Origin of the sequence: Hydrogenophaga pseudoflava NBRC 102511, assembly GCF_001592285.1 — a bacterium.
Lineage (GTDB): Bacteria > Pseudomonadota > Gammaproteobacteria > Burkholderiales > Burkholderiaceae_C > Hydrogenophaga > Hydrogenophaga pseudoflava.
The window spans coordinates 24,071-41,262 of sequence record NZ_BCWQ01000022.1; the positions used below are offsets into that span (position 1 = coordinate 24,071).

General features: G+C 68.2%; 17 protein-coding genes. 12 read left to right on the plus strand and 5 right to left on the minus strand.

Going from position 1 to position 17,192, the window contains the following annotated elements:
- The first annotated feature begins 60 nt into the window (after window positions 1-60).
- The 4 genes from mnmE (at window position 61) to HPS01S_RS20585 (ending at window position 4,252) form a co-directional block, all read left to right on the plus strand.
- On the plus strand, window positions 61-1,482 hold the full coding sequence (mnmE, locus tag HPS01S_RS20570; RefSeq protein WP_066160747.1) for a tRNA uridine-5-carboxymethylaminomethyl(34) synthesis GTPase MnmE: 1,422 nt from the start codon (window positions 61-63) through the stop codon (window positions 1,480-1,482).
- Between the two features lie 68 nt (window positions 1,483-1,550).
- A complete protein-coding gene (locus HPS01S_RS20575; RefSeq protein WP_066160749.1) occupies window positions 1,551-2,930 on the plus strand; it encodes an LpqB family beta-propeller domain-containing protein in 1,380 nt (459 codons plus the stop codon).
- Window positions 2,931-3,044: 114 nt separating this feature from the next.
- Window positions 3,045-3,536: a Crp/Fnr family transcriptional regulator gene (locus HPS01S_RS20580; protein ID WP_066160753.1), complete on the plus strand. Its 492-nt coding sequence runs from the start codon at window positions 3,045-3,047 to the stop codon at window positions 3,534-3,536.
- An 89-nt stretch (window positions 3,537-3,625) separates the two neighbouring features.
- Entirely contained in the window at window positions 3,626-4,252 is a 627-nt protein-coding gene (locus tag HPS01S_RS20585; RefSeq protein ID WP_066160755.1) for a hypothetical protein, read from the plus strand.
- 20 nt (window positions 4,253-4,272) lie between these two features.
- Here the strand turns inward: HPS01S_RS20585 and HPS01S_RS20590 are convergent, their stop codons facing one another.
- The 3 genes from HPS01S_RS20590 to HPS01S_RS20600 all read right to left on the minus strand — a co-directional run bounded on the left by HPS01S_RS20590 (window position 4,273) and on the right by HPS01S_RS20600 (window position 7,920).
- Window positions 4,273-4,818, minus strand: a complete 546-nt coding sequence (locus tag HPS01S_RS20590) for an adenine phosphoribosyltransferase (RefSeq protein WP_218016615.1) — start codon at window positions 4,816-4,818, stop codon at window positions 4,273-4,275.
- A 31-nt stretch (window positions 4,819-4,849) separates the two neighbouring features.
- The gene (locus HPS01S_RS20595; RefSeq protein WP_066160760.1) at window positions 4,850-5,815 is read right to left on the minus strand and encodes an MBL fold metallo-hydrolase; all 966 of its coding nucleotides are present in this window, start codon (window positions 5,813-5,815) and stop codon (window positions 4,850-4,852) included.
- A 113-nt stretch (window positions 5,816-5,928) separates the two neighbouring features.
- On the minus strand, window positions 5,929-7,920 hold the full coding sequence (locus tag HPS01S_RS20600) for a monovalent cation:proton antiporter family protein (protein ID WP_066160762.1): 1,992 nt from the start codon (window positions 7,918-7,920) through the stop codon (window positions 5,929-5,931).
- 41 nt (window positions 7,921-7,961) lie between these two features.
- Between HPS01S_RS20600 and HPS01S_RS20605 the strand changes: the two genes are divergently transcribed.
- Genes HPS01S_RS20605 through HPS01S_RS20620 form a run of 4 tightly spaced genes read left to right on the plus strand, consistent with a single transcriptional unit; the run spans window position 7,962 to window position 10,999 of the window.
- On the plus strand, window positions 7,962-8,960 hold the full coding sequence (locus HPS01S_RS20605) for a KpsF/GutQ family sugar-phosphate isomerase (RefSeq protein ID WP_066160764.1): 999 nt from the start codon (window positions 7,962-7,964) through the stop codon (window positions 8,958-8,960).
- A 25-nt stretch (window positions 8,961-8,985) separates the two neighbouring features.
- Complete coding sequence (locus HPS01S_RS20610) at window positions 8,986-9,552, plus strand: KdsC family phosphatase (protein WP_066160767.1); 567 nt, start codon at window positions 8,986-8,988, stop codon at window positions 9,550-9,552.
- Window positions 9,549-10,193 carry an LPS export ABC transporter periplasmic protein LptC gene (gene lptC / locus HPS01S_RS20615; protein WP_066160770.1) on the plus strand — a complete coding sequence of 215 codons (645 nt, stop codon included), beginning with the start codon at window positions 9,549-9,551 and terminating at the stop codon, window positions 10,191-10,193. The genes HPS01S_RS20610 and lptC overlap by 4 nt, the downstream gene beginning before the upstream one ends.
- Window positions 10,190-10,999: an SDR family oxidoreductase gene (locus HPS01S_RS20620; RefSeq protein WP_066160773.1), complete on the plus strand. Its 810-nt coding sequence runs from the start codon at window positions 10,190-10,192 to the stop codon at window positions 10,997-10,999. Before lptC ends, HPS01S_RS20620 begins: the two co-directional genes overlap by 4 nt.
- 103 nt (window positions 11,000-11,102) lie before the next feature.
- Here HPS01S_RS20620 and rbp read toward each other — a convergent pair whose 3' ends face one another.
- A complete protein-coding gene (rbp, locus tag HPS01S_RS20625) occupies window positions 11,103-11,498 on the minus strand; it encodes an RNA-binding regulator (RefSeq protein WP_066160776.1) in 396 nt (131 codons plus the stop codon).
- Between the two features lie 396 nt (window positions 11,499-11,894).
- Here rbp and metX point away from each other — a divergent pair, with 396 nt between their 5' ends.
- Together metX and metW are read left to right on the plus strand one after the other, a co-directional pair.
- On the plus strand, window positions 11,895-13,064 hold the full coding sequence (metX, locus tag HPS01S_RS20630; protein WP_066160778.1) for a homoserine O-succinyltransferase MetX: 1,170 nt from the start codon (window positions 11,895-11,897) through the stop codon (window positions 13,062-13,064).
- Entirely contained in the window at window positions 13,061-13,642 is a 582-nt protein-coding gene (gene metW, locus HPS01S_RS20635) for a methionine biosynthesis protein MetW (RefSeq protein ID WP_066160783.1), read from the plus strand. Before metX ends, metW begins: the two co-directional genes overlap by 4 nt.
- A gap of 24 nt (window positions 13,643-13,666) precedes the next feature.
- On the opposite strand, the gene HPS01S_RS20640 is transcribed toward metW, so the two are convergent.
- Window positions 13,667-14,362 (minus strand): transglutaminase domain-containing protein, encoded by a 696-nt coding sequence (locus HPS01S_RS20640; protein ID WP_066160785.1) that lies wholly within the window; start codon window positions 14,360-14,362, stop codon window positions 13,667-13,669.
- A gap of 259 nt (window positions 14,363-14,621) precedes the next feature.
- Between HPS01S_RS20640 and HPS01S_RS22390 the strand changes: the two genes are divergently transcribed.
- Window positions 14,622-16,370, plus strand: a complete 1,749-nt coding sequence (locus HPS01S_RS22390) for a methyl-accepting chemotaxis protein (RefSeq protein ID WP_066160788.1) — start codon at window positions 14,622-14,624, stop codon at window positions 16,368-16,370.
- Between the two features lie 28 nt (window positions 16,371-16,398).
- Window positions 16,399-16,917 carry a chemotaxis protein CheW gene (locus HPS01S_RS20650; RefSeq protein WP_127807360.1) on the plus strand — a complete coding sequence of 173 codons (519 nt, stop codon included), beginning with the start codon at window positions 16,399-16,401 and terminating at the stop codon, window positions 16,915-16,917.
- Window positions 16,918-17,192: the final 275 nt, after the last annotated feature.

Here is a 17,192-nt window from a genome sequence, read left to right on the forward strand (position 1 = left end):
TTGAACCATCCGATGGGCCTGCGATGCAGGCCCATTGTTTTTCCGCCTATCCTTTTGCCCATGCTCGCTGCGTCCCGTGACCCCATCGCCGCCATCGCCACCGCACCCGGTCGCGGGGCGGTGGGCATCGTGCGGGTGTCGGGCCAGGGGCTGGCAGCGTTCGTGCGGGCGCTGCTCGGGCGCTCGCTGAAAGCCCGTGAGGCGACCTATCTGCCGTTTGCCGACGCCGCCGGCCAGCCCATCGACCACGGGCTGGCACTGTGGTTTCCGGGGCCGCACTCGTACACCGGCGAGGACGTGCTGGAACTGCAGGGCCACGGCGGGCCGGTGGTGCTGCAGCTGCTGCTGGCGCGCTGCCTGCAGGTGGCGCAGTCTCCGGGAGACGATGGCCAGCCGCTGCTGCGCGGCCTGCGCCCGGCGCGCGCGGGCGAGTTCACCGAGCGCGCGTTCCTGAACGACAAGCTCGATCTGGCGCAGGCCGAGGCGGTGGCCGACCTGATCGACGCCAGCACCGAGGCTGCGGCGCGCAGCGCCAGCCGGTCGCTGGCGGGTGTGTTCTCCGAGCGCATCCACGCGCTGCGCGACGCGCTGGTGAACCTGCGCATGCTGGTCGAGGCGACGCTGGACTTTCCCGAGGAAGAAATCGATTTCCTGCAGAAGGCCGACGCCAGCGGCCAACTGCACCGGCTGCGCGCCGGGCTGGACGCGGTGCTGGCCGAGGCGCGCCAGGGTGCGCTGCTGCGCGACGGCCTGAAGGTGGTGATCGCCGGTCAGCCCAACGCGGGCAAGAGTTCGCTGCTCAATGCACTGGCCGGGGCCGAGCTGGCCATCGTGACCCCCATTGCCGGCACCACGCGCGACCTGGTGCAGCAGACCATCCAGATCGAAGGCGTGCCGCTGCACGTGATCGACACCGCGGGCCTGCGCCACGGCGCCGACGTGGACGAGGTGGAGCAGATCGGCATCCAGCGCGCCTGGGGCCAGATCGAACAGGCCGATGCGGTGCTGTTTCTGCACGACCTCAGCCGCGCCGACCAGGCCGACTACCAGGCGGCCGACGCGGCCATCGCTGCCGACTTGCCCGCGGGTGTGACGCTGCTGCCGGTGTGGAACAAGCGGGACCAGTGCAGCGCGGGCGCGATGCCCTTGAAGGCGCGCGCCGAGGCGGTCGGCGAACTGGTCATCTCGGCCAAGCAGGGCGAAGGCCTGGAGGCGCTGCGCCAGCGCCTGCTCGATCTGGCCGGCTGGCAGCACGCGGGCGACGGCCTGTTCATGGCCCGCGAGCGGCACCTGCAGGCGTTGCGCCGCGTGGGCGAGCACCTGGCGCTGGCGCACGAGCACCTGGCGGCGCAGGCCGAGCACCTGGACCTGCTGGCCGAAGAGCTGCGGCTGGCGCAGGTGGCGCTGGGCGAGATCACTGGCGAGTTCAGCGCCGACGACCTGCTGGGCGAGATCTTTTCCAGGTTCTGCATTGGGAAGTGAGCACCGGCGGGCCGCTGGCTTGGGTACAAAATCTCACACTTGTACCCACCCCACCGGACAGGCCCGCGATGAGTGCTTCCGAGTTCGATACCGACGCGACGACCACGGCGCCCACGCTGGAGGCCGGGCGCCTGCCCGTCGTGCACGGACCCGGTGTGGCGTCTGCCCTGGCCGAGCTGGGCCGCACCGAGGACGTGCACCTGTCGCCTGACAACCGGCGGCTGGCCATTGCGGGTCACCTGAGCAATCGTGTGCTGGTCCTGGGCATCGACATCGACTGGGGCGCAAAGGGCCCCCATGTGCGCCTGCACAGTCCCCAGCCATTCGTCTCGCGCGAGTTTTCCTACCCCCATGGTCTGTTCTGGAGCAGCGACGACACCCTGCTGGTGGCCAATCGCCAGGGTGGTGTGCCGGTGTTCCACATTCCACCGCCCACCGGGGGCGCGACACCCCGTGAACTTCAACCGCTGCTGCGCCTTGAGACAGTCCATCCGGGGCTGGTGGAGACGCCGGGGTCCGTCAGCGCCCGCCCCATGGCGTGCGGTTGCCTGGATGTGCTGGTCTGCAACAACTATGCGCATCAGGTGACCCAGCACCTGGTGGACCTGGACGGTGCCCGGCCAGGCGCCGTCGCGGGGTCACCTCTGCTGGCCCGGGGGCTGGACATACCCGACGGGGTGGCCCACAGCCCCGACGGACGATGGATCGCTGTCAGCAACCACAACGAGCATTGCGTGCGCCTGTATGACACCAGCCGGCCGCTCGGGCCGGATGCCGAGCCCGATGCCCGCCTGCTGGGTGTCGACTATCCCCACGGCCTGCGCTTCGTGGAGAACTCGCGGCGCATCCTGGTGGCCGACGCTGGTGCGCCGTTCGTACACGTCTACACCTGTCCCGATGGTCGTTGGCGGGGTGAGCAGCGGCACGGCTGCCGGCTGCGGGTGCTGGACGAGCACACCTTTCTGCAGGGGCGCTCCAACCCACAGGAGGGAGGTCCCAAGGGGCTGGACCTGGACCGCTCGGGGCACCTGATGGTGATCACCAACGAGATGGTCCCGCTGGACTTCTTTGATCTTCGGTCGCTGCCCGGGCTTTCGCTGGAGGATGGGCGGGCGGGCCCGTGTCCGGCGGAGGTCCGGCCGATGCAGGATGCCCAAGTCTGGCGACGCCAGGTGCAGGGACTCGCGCGCACACTCGGGCGTCTGGAAGAGCGGTTGCAGTCGCAGGTCGCCTTGGCGGCGGACCTGGCGCGGAAGAACGCTCAGCTGTCGCAACGGGAAGACCACTGCCGGCTGGTGGAACGGGCCCTTGCACAGTCGCAGGCTGCATTGGCCGAAAGCCAGCGAGGGATGGCCGAGCTCTTGGCCAGCCGGTCGTGGCGGTTGATGGCGCCTTACCGCCTGGCCGGCCGCGTGTTCCGGCGCTGGTTCTCGGGCGCCAAAGTGTGACGGGGCGTTAACAGGCCCACCGCTGGCCTCCTTTAGGACGCCACCGGGAGCCAAAGCGTAAGCAACGGTAACCATGGCTTGTGGGGCCATGGCTCCCGCCGGTATGGTGCAGGGATGAATGCCCGAGTACCCACCGATCCGCGGTTCGACGTTCTGGCGCTGGCGCAAGCCATGCGCACCAGCAACGCGTTGGATGCGGTGCCGGTGAACCTTTCGGATGCGCAATGGCAGTTGCTGGGCGATTACCTGCAGCCGGTGACCCTCAGCCAGGGGCAGGTTCTCATTGAGCAGGGCGTCAAGGACCGGACGGTCTACTTTGTCGAAAGCGGCAGCCTCACCGTGCATTACGAAGACGACAAGGACCGTGTGCGCATCGCCATGGTCGGCGCGGGTTCGGTGCTGGGCGAAGGGGCGTTCTTCAGTCACCTGCCCCGCAGCGCGACGGTGAACGCCGGTGGCCACAGCCGGCTGTGGTGCCTGACCCCGTTGCGGTTCCGCGAGCTGTCCGCCCGCTTCCCTGTCATTGCACTGGAACTGACCGTGGCCATGGCGGCAGTGCTGGCCCGGCGCATGTACAACAAGCCCAAGCGCGTGGCCGTCACCTGATGCGGGTGCACGACTTCGGGCGACCGGTGCTGAGAGTCTGTCCCGCTGCAGCTGTCACAAGTCAACGTTCCTGAAGGCATACTTCGCCCATGTCCCTCCTGCGCTGGCTGCAAGCCAAAAAGTCCGATGCCGGAGCCACTGGCGGGCGCAAGCCCCGTCGCTCCTTCGGCCAGACCACATTGCCCCTGATCTCCCCGCGGCGGGGACGGCGCATCCTGCGCCGCGAGCAGCTGTTTTCGGTCGTGCGCGAGTCCCTGATCCGTGCGGGCGTGCTGTCCACCAGCTACGAGTTCAAAGTGCTGGCCCTGGACTCCACGGGCGACGGCTTCCTGGTGCTGATCAACCTTACGCTGCCAGCCGACGTGATGCCCGACGAGTACCTGCTGGAGATTGAGCGCTGGATCCAGGGCAGCGCCCGATCGCGCCATTCCATGCAGGTGCAGGCGGTGTACTGGCGCCGCCAGCCGGTGCACGATCTGCGGGGTGTTGCACTCAAGGCCTCGGTGGCGGCGCAGACCCGGCGCGAGAGCGCCGCGGCATCCGGTTCCGCCCGCCCGCTGGCTCCCGAACAGGTGGCGGCATTCCGCTCGGCCCTGGAGACCCCGGCGCTGCCTGCACACCGCATGGAGGCCCCGGCCGTGGCCCAGATGGAGCAACCGCCGGAAGTCCACAGCGATTTCGCCGGACTGAGCGAAACCCAGTACGGCAGGCTCTGACCAGGCCCGGCGGGCCGCGCTCAATGACCCTCGAAATGCACCAGCGTGAAGAGGGGCAGGCCGGAGTCGAGCAGTTTGCGTGAACCGCCGAGTTCCGGCAGATCCACGATGGCCGCCCCTTCGATCACCTCGGCCCCCAGCTTCTCCAGCAGGCGGCGACCAGCCATCATGGTGCCGCCGGTGGCGATCAGGTCGTCGATCAGCAGCACACGGTCGCCGGTCTTCACCGCATCGGTGTGCAGTTCGACCGTGGCGCTGCCGTACTCCAGCTCGTAGGTCTCCTCCACCGTGGTGAAGGGCAGCTTGCCCTTCTTGCGGATCGGCACGAAGCCGACACCCAGCTCGTAGGCCAGCACCGAACCGATGATGAAGCCGCGGGCATCAAGCCCCGCCACCACGGAGGGCCGCAGCGACGGGTCCATGTAGCGGTGCACGAAGGTGTCGATCAGCACCCGGAAGACCCGCGGGTTCTGCAGCAGCGGCGTGATGTCACGGAACTGCACGCCCGGCGCGGGCCAGTCGGGCACGGTGCGGATGTGGCTCTTGAGGAAGGCGGTGGTGTCCATGGAAGCCATTATGAAGACACCGCCGCCGCGCTCAGGCGACGGGTTTGAACTGGTAGCCGCTGCCCGCGGTCTCGATGGTGCCCAACGCCGGGAATGGGAAGTGGTAGCCGCCTGCCGTCACCTTGTCCTTGACCAGCATGTCGAACACGCGGCGGCGGGTCTGGCGGGCCAGTTCGGCGTCCATGTCGAACTGCACCGCCCAGTCGGGGCTGCGCGCGAACAGCGAGGGCACGTTGGTCAGGTCGGCCACGTACATGAACCTCTGACCCTCGGACTGCACCGACACCATGCTCATGCCCGGCGTGTGACCGAACGCCGCCTCGGCCCTGATGCCGGGCGCGAGTTCCTGGCCGGGCTCGTACTTCACCAGGATGTCGGCCGGCAGGCTGCCGATGACTTTGCGAGCGTTCTCGAAGGCGCCTTTGGCGGCAGGGGGCGCCGCGTTCATCTTCGCGTCGTCGAACCAGAAGGCGTGTTCCGGCGCCGGCACGTGCACCTTGGCCTTGGGAAAGGCCAGCGAACCGTCCTTCTTGCGCAGGCCGTTGATGTGGTCGCCGTGGTAGTGACTGATGACCACGTGGTCGACGTCTTCGGGCTTGAAGCCGGCGGCGACCAGCTGCGCCGCGAGCTTGCCGGTGGTCGGCGGTCCGTTGTCGGCAAAGCCGGTGTCCAGCAGGAAGCGCCCCGCCGGGCTGACCACCAGAAAGGGCGTGAACGGGATGTCGACGTAATCGGTGGGCAGGTTTTGCGAGGCCAGCAGCGACTTGACCTGCTCCAGCGGCACGTTGCGCACGAACTCCTCGCCCAGCGGGCGGCGCAGCGCACCGTCGTTGAGCGCAATCACCTCCATCGCGCCCAGCTTCATGCGCTTGACGCCATTGGCCGGCAGCATCGGCGGGCCAAAGTTCGGCGTGGTCTGTTGCGACCACACGGACGAGAAGGTCAAGGCAGCGGTGCCGGCGATGCCGGCGCCCAGAAAGGCGCGTCGATCCAACATTTCGGTCTCCAGTGGGGTGGGTGCAAAGACCGCATTAAAGACCGACCGGTTGCAAGCGAAACCGTATGGTCACAAAAACATTACCGTAATAAGGACTTTTGCGGTCGGCCGCCTCAGGCCTTGCCGGAGAGGAGCTTTTCCTCGGCCAGGGCGAGCGCGGGTGCCTTGCCGCTGAGCACCAGGGTGTCGCCGCCATCGAGCACGGTGGTGTCGTCAAACGGCGTGTTCTGGCCTCCGGCGCGACGCAGGCTGGCCACGCGCACGCCCATGGCCTCCAGCGCCACACTGCCCAGCGTTCGACCCACCTTGCGCCCGCCCGGCGGAATCGTCACCGTCGACAGCCGTTCGTGTTCGGCTTCCTCCGCACTGCTGTCATCGGCGCCGTGGAAGTAGCCCTTGAGCAGGCTGTAGCGGGCGTCGCGCTGGTCCTGCACCACCCGGATCACGCGCCGCATTGGAACGCCCACCAGCGCCAGCGCGTGGCTGGCCAGCATCAGGCTGGCCTCGATCGCTTCGGGCACCACCTCGGTGGCGCCGGCGGCGCGCAGCTTGCCGTCGTCGACATCATCGATGGTGCGCACCACCACCGGCACCTGCGGTGCGTGTTCGTGCGCGTGATGCAGGACCTTGAGCGCGCTGGCGGTCTCGATGTAGGTGATGACCACCGCGCTGGCGCGGTGCAGGCCGGCGGCCATGAGCGCCTGCAGCCGTGCCGCGTCACCGAACACCACGGAATGGCCGGCGGCGGCGGCCTGGCGCACCCGGTCCGGGTCCAGGTCCAGTGCCATGTAGGGGATGCCTTCGGCCTCCAGCAGCCGCGCCAGGTTCTGGCCGCAGCGGCCGTAGCCGCAGATGATCACGTGCTTGTCGGCGTTGATCGAGCGGCGCGCGATGCTGGTCATCTGCACCGACTGCATCAGCCAGTCGCTGCCCACCACGCGGGTGACGATGTCGTTGGTGTACTGGATGATGAAGGGCGTGGCGAGCATGGAGATCACCATGCTCGCCAGGATGGGGTTGAACAGCGCGGGCGGCACCAGCTGGTGCTGCCCGGCCAGCGACAGCAGCACCAGGCCGAACTCGCCGGCCTGGCACAGGTAGAGGCCGGTGCGCAGGGCGGTGCCCATGGGTGCGCCGAACAGCCGCGTCAGGCTGGTGATCATGCCGATCTTGAACGCCAGCGAGAGCGAGAGCAGCAACAACACGAGCGGCCAGCGCTCCAGCACCAGACGCCAGTCCAGCAGCATGCCGATGGTGATGAAGAACAGGCCCAGCAGCACGTCGTGGAAGGGCCGGATGTCGGTCTCCACCTGGTGCTTGTATTCGGTCTCCGAGATCAGCATGCCGGCGACGAAGGCACCCAGCGCCAGCGACAGGCCCGCGTGTTCGGTCATCCATGCCAGGCCCAGCGTGATCAGCAGCAGGTTGAGCATGAACAGCTCGTCGCTCTTGCGCCGCGCCACCAGGGTCAGCCACCAGCGCATCAGCTTCTGTCCGCCGGTCAGCAGGATGCCCAGCAGCACAGTGGCCTTGAGCAGGGCGATGCCCAGCGCCTTGAACAGCTCGTCGGGCGGCGAACCCAGGGCCGGGATCAGCACCAGCAGAGGTACCACGGCCAGGTCCTGGAACAGCAGGATGCCGACCACGCGCTTGCCATGCTCGGACTCCAGCTCCAGCCGCTCGGCCACCAGCTTGATCACGATGGCGGTGCTGCTCATGGCCATCACGCCGCCCAGGGCCAGCGCCATCTGCCATTCCATCTTCCACCAGGTCGGCAGGAACCAGCCCAGCGCCAGCGAGGCCAGGGTGGTCAGCAGCACGGTCAGCACCACCTGGGACAGGCCCAGCCCGAACACGTGGCGCTTCATGGCGCGCAGCTTGGGCAGGCTGAACTCCAGTCCGATCACGAACATCAGGAACACCACGCCGAACTCGGCCAGGTAGCGCAGGCCCTGCGAGTTCTGGGCCAGCGCCAGTGCATTCGGACCGATCACCACGCCGACCACCAGATAACCCAGCATGGGCGGCAGCCGCAGCATGCGGCAGCCGACCACGCCCAGCACGGCCGCCAGCAGGTACAGCAGGGTGATGTCCAGGGAATTCATGCGCCCTGATGGTAATGGGTGCCCCACGCGATAATCCGCCTATGAGCACGGCCCTTTCCCTAGAAGCCACGCGCCTGCTGGCGATGGCGCGCGAGACCCTTCAGATCGAGGCCGAGGCGGTGACGGCGCTGGCCGGCCGGCTCGACGAGCGATTCGCCGATGCGGTGCGCTGCCTGCTGGCCTGCACGGGCCGCGTGGTGGTCACCGGCATGGGCAAGAGCGGCCACATCGGCCGCAAGCTCGCCGCCACCCTGGCCTCGACCGGCACGCCCGCCATGTTCGTGCACCCGGCCGAAGCTAGCCACGGCGACCTGGGCATGATCACGCCCGCCGACGTGGTGCTGGGCATCAGCAACAGCGGCGAGAGCGACGAGCTGTCGGCCATCCTGCCGCTGATCAAGCGCATGGGTGTGCCCTTGGTCGCCTTCACCGGCCGGCCGGATTCGACCCTGGCCCGCCACGCCGATGTGGTGCTGGACACCGCGGTCGCGCGGGAGGCCTGTCCGCACAACCTCGCGCCCACGGCCAGCACCACCGCACAGCTGGCGCTGGGCGACGCGCTCGCGGTGGCGCTGCTGAACGCCCGGGGCTTCAAGGCCGACGACTTCGCCCGTTCCCACCCGGGCGGATCGCTGGGGCGCAAGCTGCTGACCCATGTCAGCGACGTGATGCGCAGCGGCGACGACGTGCCGCGTGTGACCCTTGATGTGCCGCTGATGGGCCTGATGCGCGAGATGAGCGCCAAGGGGCTGGGCATGAGCGCCGTGGTCGACGGGGACGGGCAGGTGCTGGGCATCTTCACCGACGGCGACCTGCGGCGGGTCATCGAGCGCACCGGCAACAGCACCGACCTGCGGGCGTTGAGCGCCGGGGACGTGATGCATCCGAACCCGCGCACCGTGCGTGCCGATGCGCTGGCGGTCGAAGCGGCCGACCTGATGGAAGCCAGCCGCATCACCAGCGTGCTGGTGGTCGACGACACCGGCGCCCTGGTGGGCGCCCTCAACAGCAACGACCTGATGCGGGCGAAAGTCATCTGAGCCGGCCACCCGTTAGCATTGCCGGATGTCCGAGAACCTGCCGCCCTTGCGCCCCGTGCTGAACATTGATCCCGAGTTGCTGCTGCGGGCGCAGCCGGTGCGCGTGGTGTTCTTCGATGTCGACGGGGTGCTCACCGACGGCGGCCTGTATTTCGGCGAGTCGGGCGAAGCGCTCAAGCGCTTTCACACGCTCGATGGCCACGGCATCAAGCTGCTGCAGCGCGCGGGCATCACGCCTGCCGTGGTCAGCGGCCGCGACTCCCTGGCGCTGCGGGCCCGGTTGTCCGCCCTGGGCGTGCGCCACACCCGCTTTGGCACCGAGGACAAGCGCCCCGCCGCCGAGGCCATCCTGGCCGAACTGGGCCTGGACTGGTCGGCCGCTGCCGCCATGGGGGACGACTGGCCGGACCTGCCCATGCTGCGCCGTGTGGCCTTCGCCTGCGTCCCGCCGACCGCCCATCCCGAGGTGCTGGCGCTGGCCCATCATGTGACGCAGCGCCTGCCCGGTGCCGGGGCCGTGCGCGAGCTGTGCGACCTGCTGCTGGTGGCGCGAGGTGCCTATGCGGTGGAGCTGGAGGCGGCGGCGCGATGAACACCGCAACCCTGCCGGGGGCCTCTTCTGGCCGCCACAGCTTCTCTCGCTGGTGGGACCGGATGTCCATCTACCTGCCCGTGCTGCTCATGATGCTGCTGGCGCTGGCCTCGTACTGGCTGTTGCGGGCGACCCCGATCCCCGAAGAGCCCGGGCCCAAGCCCGAGGTGACCCATGAGCCCGATTACTTCATGCAGCGCTTTTCGGTCAAGGTGTTCGAGCCGAGCGGGACACTGAAGACCGAGCTGTACGGCACGGCGGCGCGGCACCATCCCGACGTCGGGACCCTGGTGGTGGATGCCGCCCGCGTGCGCTCCTTCGGGCAGCAGCGCCAGCTCTCCACCGCCACGGCCCGGCAGATCACCAGCAACGACGAGGGCACGGTGTTTGTGCTGGAGGGCAACGCCGCCGTGGTCCGTCAGGCCGGCAAAGGCGTCAACGGGGAACCGTTGCCGCGGCTGGAATTTCACGGCGAGTACCTGCGGGTGAGCACCGAGCCGGAGCACATCATGTCCGACCAGCCAGTGCTGCTGGTGCGCGATCAGGACCAGATCACGGCCGACAACCTCGACTATGCGGGCGACGCCCGTGTGGCGGTGCTCACGGGCCACGTGCGCGCCTTGTTCGCCCCCCGCCCATGAGCAGCGTGCCAGGCACCAGCGCGCCGCTGGCCTTCATCACCGGCGCTTCCAGCGGTATCGGTCAGGCGCTTGCCTTGCGCTGTGCCCGCGCCGGTTACCGGCTGGCCCTGGTGGCCCGACGCAGCGAAGAGCTGCAGGCCTGGGTGGACGCGCAGGGCTGGGACGCCCAGCGCTGCCGCGTCTACCGGGCCGATGTGGCCGACATCGATGGCATCGTGCAGGCCGGCCTGAGCTGCCTCGAGCAGCAGGGCGTGCCCGAGGTGGTGGTGGCCAACGCCGGCATCAGCATCGGCATGGACACCACCGAGCGCGAGGATCTGGCGGTGATGGCGCGCACCTTTGCCACCAACAACACCGGGATGGCCGCCACCTTCCATCCCTTCGTGGCGGACATGCGCGCGCGCGGCAGCGGGCGGCTGGTCGGCATCGCCAGCGTGGCGGCGATCCGGGGCCTGCCGGGGCACGGGGCCTACTGCGCCAGCAAGGCCGCCGTGGTGGCCTATTGCGAAAGCCTGCGCGGTGAGCTGCGGGGCAGCGGTGTGCGTGTGGTGACCTTGCTGCCGGGCTATGTGGACACGCCGCTGACCCGCGAGAACCGCTATGCGATGCCGTTTCTGCTCAGCCCCGAGGTGTTTGCCGACCGGGCCTTCGCCGCGATCGAGGCCGGCAGCAGCTACCGCGTCATTCCCTGGCAGATGGGGATGGTGGCCAAGCTGTTGCGGCTGTTGCCCAACGCCTGGTTCGACCGGCTGCTGGCGGGGCGTGCGCGCAAGCACCGCCAGGGCCAGGGCAAGCCGGCGTCCTGACGCTGTTGGTTCACGGCGCCCCGGCATGAAAAAAGCCCCTCGTCGAGGGGCTTTTGTTCGGGGGCTTGCAGGCCTGTGTGGAGACCGGCCTGCCTGAGGGAAATCAGTAACCGCCGCGACCGCCACCGCCTTCACGACGGCCGCCGTTGCCGTAGGGGCTGCGGAAACCGCCGTCGCCACCGCCACCGCCGTAGCCGCCTTCACGACGGCCGCCGCCGAAACCACCGCCACCGGAGCGGGGGGGGCGCGGTTCCATGGGACGGGCTTCGTTGACCACCAGGCTGCGGCCGCCCAGCGACTGACCGTTCATGCCCTGGATGGCGGCCTGAGCTTCGGCATCGCTGCCCATCTCGACAAAGCCGAAACCCTTGGAGCGACCAGTGTCGCGCTCCATCATGACCTTGGCGCTGTTGACAGAGCCGAAGGCGCTGAAGGACTGTTGCAGGTCTTCGTCGCGCACGCTGTAGGGCAGGTTGCCCACGTACAGTTTGTTGCCCATGGTTGGGACTCCTAGAAACACAGAAAAAGATAGCGATGGAGCCCCGGCAGCAAACAATTCTGTAGCACGCGAAACCAACCGATCACTTGTTTTGCGCGCGTTTTGGACGCTCGCCGGGCCATTATGCGCCGTTTGTCTGAAAGCAAGTTCTTTTTTTGGGGGCGCCTCAAGCCGCCCTCCGCGCTGGTGCGCATTTGCAACACCGGATCTCCGCCAGGACCCTGTTGCGCGACAGAACATGGGTCGTGGCCTTCCCTCTATACTGCTTCCCAGCGCCGATTTGTCCGGATTGCGGGCGCTCTACAAATACCGCTAAAGGGGGGACTCCCGGTCTCGCACCTTGCGGCACCGGGATTTCTGTTTTTGGGGCTTTGCCAGCCCCCGAGGTGAACCACCGTGATCGTCACACCACAAACCCAGCGCTTCGATGAGCCCCTGCCGCTCCGGAGTGGCGCGGTCCTGCCGGCCTATGAGCTGGTCTATGAAACCTACGGCAGCCTCAACGCCGACCGCTCCAACGCGGTGCTGATATGCCACGCCCTGAACGCCAGCCACCACGTGGCCGGGCTGCACGCCGACGAGCGTGGCCAGCCGATCGCGCGCAGCGAAGGGTGGTGGCACAACATGATCGGCCCGGGCAAGTCGGTGGACACGAACCGCTGGTTCGTGATCGGCGTGAACAACATCGGCTCCTGCTTCGGCAGCACCGGCCCGACCCACACCAACCCGGCCACCGGCCAGCCCTGGGGCGCCGACTTTCCGGTGGTGACGGTCGAAGACTGGGTCGATGCCCAGGCCCGGCTGCTCGACATCCTGGGCATCGGGCAGCTCGCCGCGGTCATGGGCGGCAGCCTGGGGGGCATGCAGACGCTGTCCTGGACGCTGCAGTACCCCGAGCGTGTGCGCCACGCGGTGGTGGTGGCCAGCGCGCCCAACCTCACGGCCGAGAACATTGCCTTCAACGAAGTGGCGCGCCGCGCCATCGTCACCGACCCGGACTTCCATGACGGCCACTACCTGCGCGCCGGCACGCTGCCGCGCCGCGGCCTGCGCATCGCCCGCATGATCGGCCACATCACCTATCTGAGCGACGACGTGATGAACGAGAAGTTCGGTCGCACGTTGCGGGCCGCCGATGGCGAAGACCCAGCAGCTGCTGCCGAACTGGCCTACCGGTATTCCACCCAAGACGTGGAGTTCCAGATTGAGAGCTACCTGCGATACCAGGGCGACAAGTTCAGCGAGTACTTCGACGCCAACACCTACCTGCTCATCACACGCGCGCTGGACTACTTCGACCCGGCCCGCGAGTTTGACGGCAACCTCAGCGCGGCGCTGGCGCGGGCCCAGGCCAAGTTCCTGCTGGTGAGCTTCACCACCGACTGGCGCTTCTCGCCCGCGCGCTCGCGCGAGATCGTCAAGGCGCTGCTGGAGAACCGGCGCGACGTGAGCTACGCCGAGATCGACGCGCCGCACGGGCACGACGCTTTCCTGCTCGACGACCCGCGCTACCACGCGGCCGTGAAGGGCTACTTCGAACAGACCATCGCCGGAGGTGTGCAATGAGCGAGCGCCACCTGCTCGAATCCATCGCCCGGCTGGTGCCGCCGGGCTCGCGCGTGCTCGACCTCGGTTGCGGTGACGGCGCCCTGCTGGCCCACCTGCAGGCCACGCGCCAGTGCAGCGGCTATGGCGTCGAGATCGACGACGCCAAGGTGCACGCCTGCATCCGGCGAGGGGTCAACGTGCTGCAGCTCAACCTGGAGGACGGCCTCTCCATGTTCGGGGACGACGCCTTCGACGTGGTGCTGCAGATCGACACCCTGCAGCACCTGCGCAACGCCGAAACCATGCTGCGCGAGACCGCCCGCGTGGGCCGCATCGGCATCGTGGCCTTTCCCAACTTCGCCCACTGGCCCAACCGACTGGCGGTGCTGCAGGGCCGCATGCCCGTGACCCGGCGCCTGCCCTACCAGTGGTACGACACGCCCAACATCCGTGTCGGCACCTACGCCGATTTCGAGGTGCTGGCGCGCAGCTGTGGCCTGACCGTGGACGACAGCTTCGGTCTGCAGGAGGACCGCGAGGTGCGCTTTGCGCCCAACCTGCTGGCCAGCACGGCGGTCTTCAAGTTCTCCAACTGAGTCCCGGGCCGGCGCTCAGCCGGCTCAGGCGCCGCTTTCCCGGGCCGCATCCTGCGCAAAGTCGGCCGTGCCCACGTCCGGCGCCTGCGTCCAGAACGGATAGAGCTCGGCGAACGTGGCCCGGATGGCGGCCAGCGGCAGGTCGTCGAACTGCCCGCGCTCGTTCACGTATTCCATGTGCCGCTGCCCCGCGCGGTCGTAGGGGTGGTAGAGCGAGTCGCCGACGCCGTCGAACTCCAGCGGCAGCAGACCGAACTTCTCGCACAGCGAGAGGTTGAAGGCCGGCGTGGCCTTGCGCCAGGCGCCGTCGATCCAGAGCGCGGTGTAGCCGTGCCAGGCGAAGACGTCGGTCTTCATGGTCTGGCGCAGGCGTTCGGTGGACAGGTGGTTGCGCACGTCGGCAAACCCCAGCCGGGCCGGAATGCCCGCGGCGCGCGCCACCGCCGCCAGCGCCACCGCCTTGGGCACGCACCAGCCGAATCCTTGCGACAGCGCCGTGCTCGCCCGCATGCCCGCTGGTGACAGGTCGATGCGGTAGGGGTCGTAGCGCAGGCGGTCGCGCACCGCCAGGTACAGCGACACCGCCCGCTCGCGCTCGGTCTGGCCGGTGGCGTGTTCGCGCGCGAAGGCCAGGACCAGCGGGTGGTCGCTGTCGATGGCGGTGCTGGGCTGCAGGCAGGCAGCAGAAGGCGCTGAGGGAGGCGTGTGCGGGCTGGACATGGACCCAAGGTAGCAGACCCGCCGGTCGATGGCGATCACCGGCGCGACGGATGCGTGGGATCTGGGGTCGAATTGCACTCTTTTTTCGCACTTCAGCTTGTGCCCGGCGCGCCGATAGTGCTGGGGACACCGTGTGTCGCTGCAGATCCGGCACGCCATCCTGGCCCGGCAGGCGGTGTCCGTGTTCAGGCGCTTCGGTGCGGGCGTGCGCTGAAGAGGTCCCCCAAACTCAACGCGTCCATCCTCAGGCGAGGTGTTCATGAGCATTTTCAACAATCTCAAGCTGGGTCACCGGTTGGCCCTGGGCTTTGGCCTGGTGATGTCGCTGATGGCGGCGCTCACGCTTGCGGCCTATGTGGGCCTGAGCGACACGAACGACGACCTGCTCAGCATCGCGGACAACACGGTGCCGTCGCTGCAGGTGGCGGCCGATCTCAAGAGCACGTCCCTGAATCTGCGCCGCTTCGAATACAACCACCTGGTGTCCGAAGACCCGAGCCGGCTGCTGGCGCTGGAAGCCGACATCGCGAAACACCAGGCCGATCTGCTGCAGACATTCAAGGCGTATGAGCCGCTGATCAGCGGCGACGAGGAGCGCGCCCTGTGGCAGGAAGCCCAGGCCGATGCGCTGCGCTACGTGAGTCAGTGGGGCGCCATCCAGGCCCTGTCCGGGCAGATCGGTGGTGCCGGCAAGTCGGTGGCCGAAGAGCGCCTGACCGGCCCGTCGCGCGAGTACTTCGAGCAATTGCAGGCCAAGCTGGACAAGCTCTGGGCCTTCAATGTGAACCATGCGGACCAGGTCAAGAAGGAGTCGGCCGTTTCCTATCGGCAGGTCCTGCTGGCAGTGCTGGTGCTGGCCGCTGCAGCCATGGCCATCGGCCTGCTGGCGGCGGTGCTGATCACGCGTTCCATCGTGCGGCCGATCACCGATGCCGTGGGCATCGCCGATCACATCGCCAGCGGCGACCTCACGCAGAAGATCGTGGTCAGCGGTCGCGACGAGACCAGCCAGCTGCTGACCGCCATGCAAAAGATGCAGCAGGCCCTGAGCTCGCTGGTCAGCTCCGTGCGCCAGGGCGCCGAGGGCGTGGCCACGGCCAGCGCGCAGATCGCCCAGGGCAACCAGGACCTGTCCAGCCGCACCGAGCAGCAGGCCTCGGCGCTGGAGCAAACCTCCGCGTCCATGGAAGAGATGGGCTCGACCGCGCAACAGAACGCCGACAACGCCCGCGCCGCCAGCCAGCTGGCCGCCAGTGCCAGCAGCGTGGCTGTGCAGGGCGGCGAGGTGGTGGGCCAGGTGGTGTCGACCATGCGCGAGATCCAGCACAGCAGCCAGAAGATCAGCGACATCATCGGCGTGATCGACGGCATTGCCTTTCAGACCAACATCCTGGCGCTCAACGCGGCGGTGGAAGCCGCGCGCGCGGGCGAGCAGGGTCGAGGCTTTGCCGTGGTGGCCGGCGAGGTGCGCACGCTGGCGCAGCGCAGCGCCGAGGCGGCCAAGGAGATCAAGCAGCTGATCAACGCCAGTGTCGAACGCGTCGAGCAGGGCACGACCCTGGTGGACCGGGCCGGATCGACCATGCAGGAGGTGGTGCAGTCGATCCAGCGCGTGACCGACATCGTGGGCGAGATCAGCAGTGCCAGCCAGGAGCAGAACGCCGGCGTGAACCAGGTGGCCGAGGCCGTGACCAGCATGGACCAGACCACGCAGCAGAACGCCGCGCTGGTGGAAGAAAGCGCCTCGGCCGCGGCCTCGCTGCAGCAGCAGGCCGACCAGCTGCTGAAGTCGGTGAGCGTGTTCCGGGTGAACGGCGGGGCTTCGATGCCGGTGCACAAGCCCGCGTCCGTGTCCAAGGCCGCCGCTCCGGCCAGAGCGCCTGCCCACCAGCCGACGCCCCCGTCGCCTGCCAGGGCCCTGCGCCCGGCACCGGCGAACCCGCCGGCTCCAATCCCCAAGACCCTGACCACCGGCGCTGGCGCCAGCGACGACTGGGAAAGCTTCTGAACCCGCCTCCGAGGACCCGACCATGGACATGCACTCTCCCTCCACCGCTGCCGGCGATGCCCGCCACGTCGCAGGCCAGCAAGGCGCCCATGCCGAATTCCTGACCTTCCGCCTGGGTGCGGAGGAATACGGGATCGACATCCTGCGGGTGCAGGAGATCCGCTCCTACGAGGAGCCTACGCGGATCGCGAACGCACCGCACTTCATCAAGGGCGTGGTGAACCTGCGCGGGGTGATCGTGCCGGTGGTGGACCTGCGCATCAAGCTGGGCTGCGAGAAGGTGGAATACAACGGCTTCACGGTGGTGATCGTGCTCAACGTGCGCGGCCGGGTGGTCGGTGCGGTGGTCGATTCGGTCTCGGACGTGCTGGAGCTGGCCAGCGAGCTGATCAAGCCGGCGCCGGAGATGAACACCTCGATGGACACGAGCTTCATCACGGGCATCGCCAGCGTGGGCGAGCGCATGCTGATCCTGATGGACATCGAGGCGCTGATGAGCAGTCCCGACATGGGGCTGATGGACAGCAGCTCGCAGAACCTGCAGTAGGTCCCGGGAAAACCAGGTCTGTGTTCAAGGGCGCCCGTCGGGCGCCCTTCTCTTTGGACCCATGGTGGGCGGTCATTCGGTCATTTGCCCGGGTCCAGTGGCTCTTTTTCCGCCTTCAGTACCGGGCGGACCGGCCGATAGTTCATGAATCCCCATTTGTGTTTCAAGGACGGCCTACATGGACATGCACTCTCCCTCCACCGCTGCCGGCGATGCCCGCCACGTCGCAGGCCAGCAAGGCGCCCATGCCGAATTCCTGACCTTCCGCCTGGGTG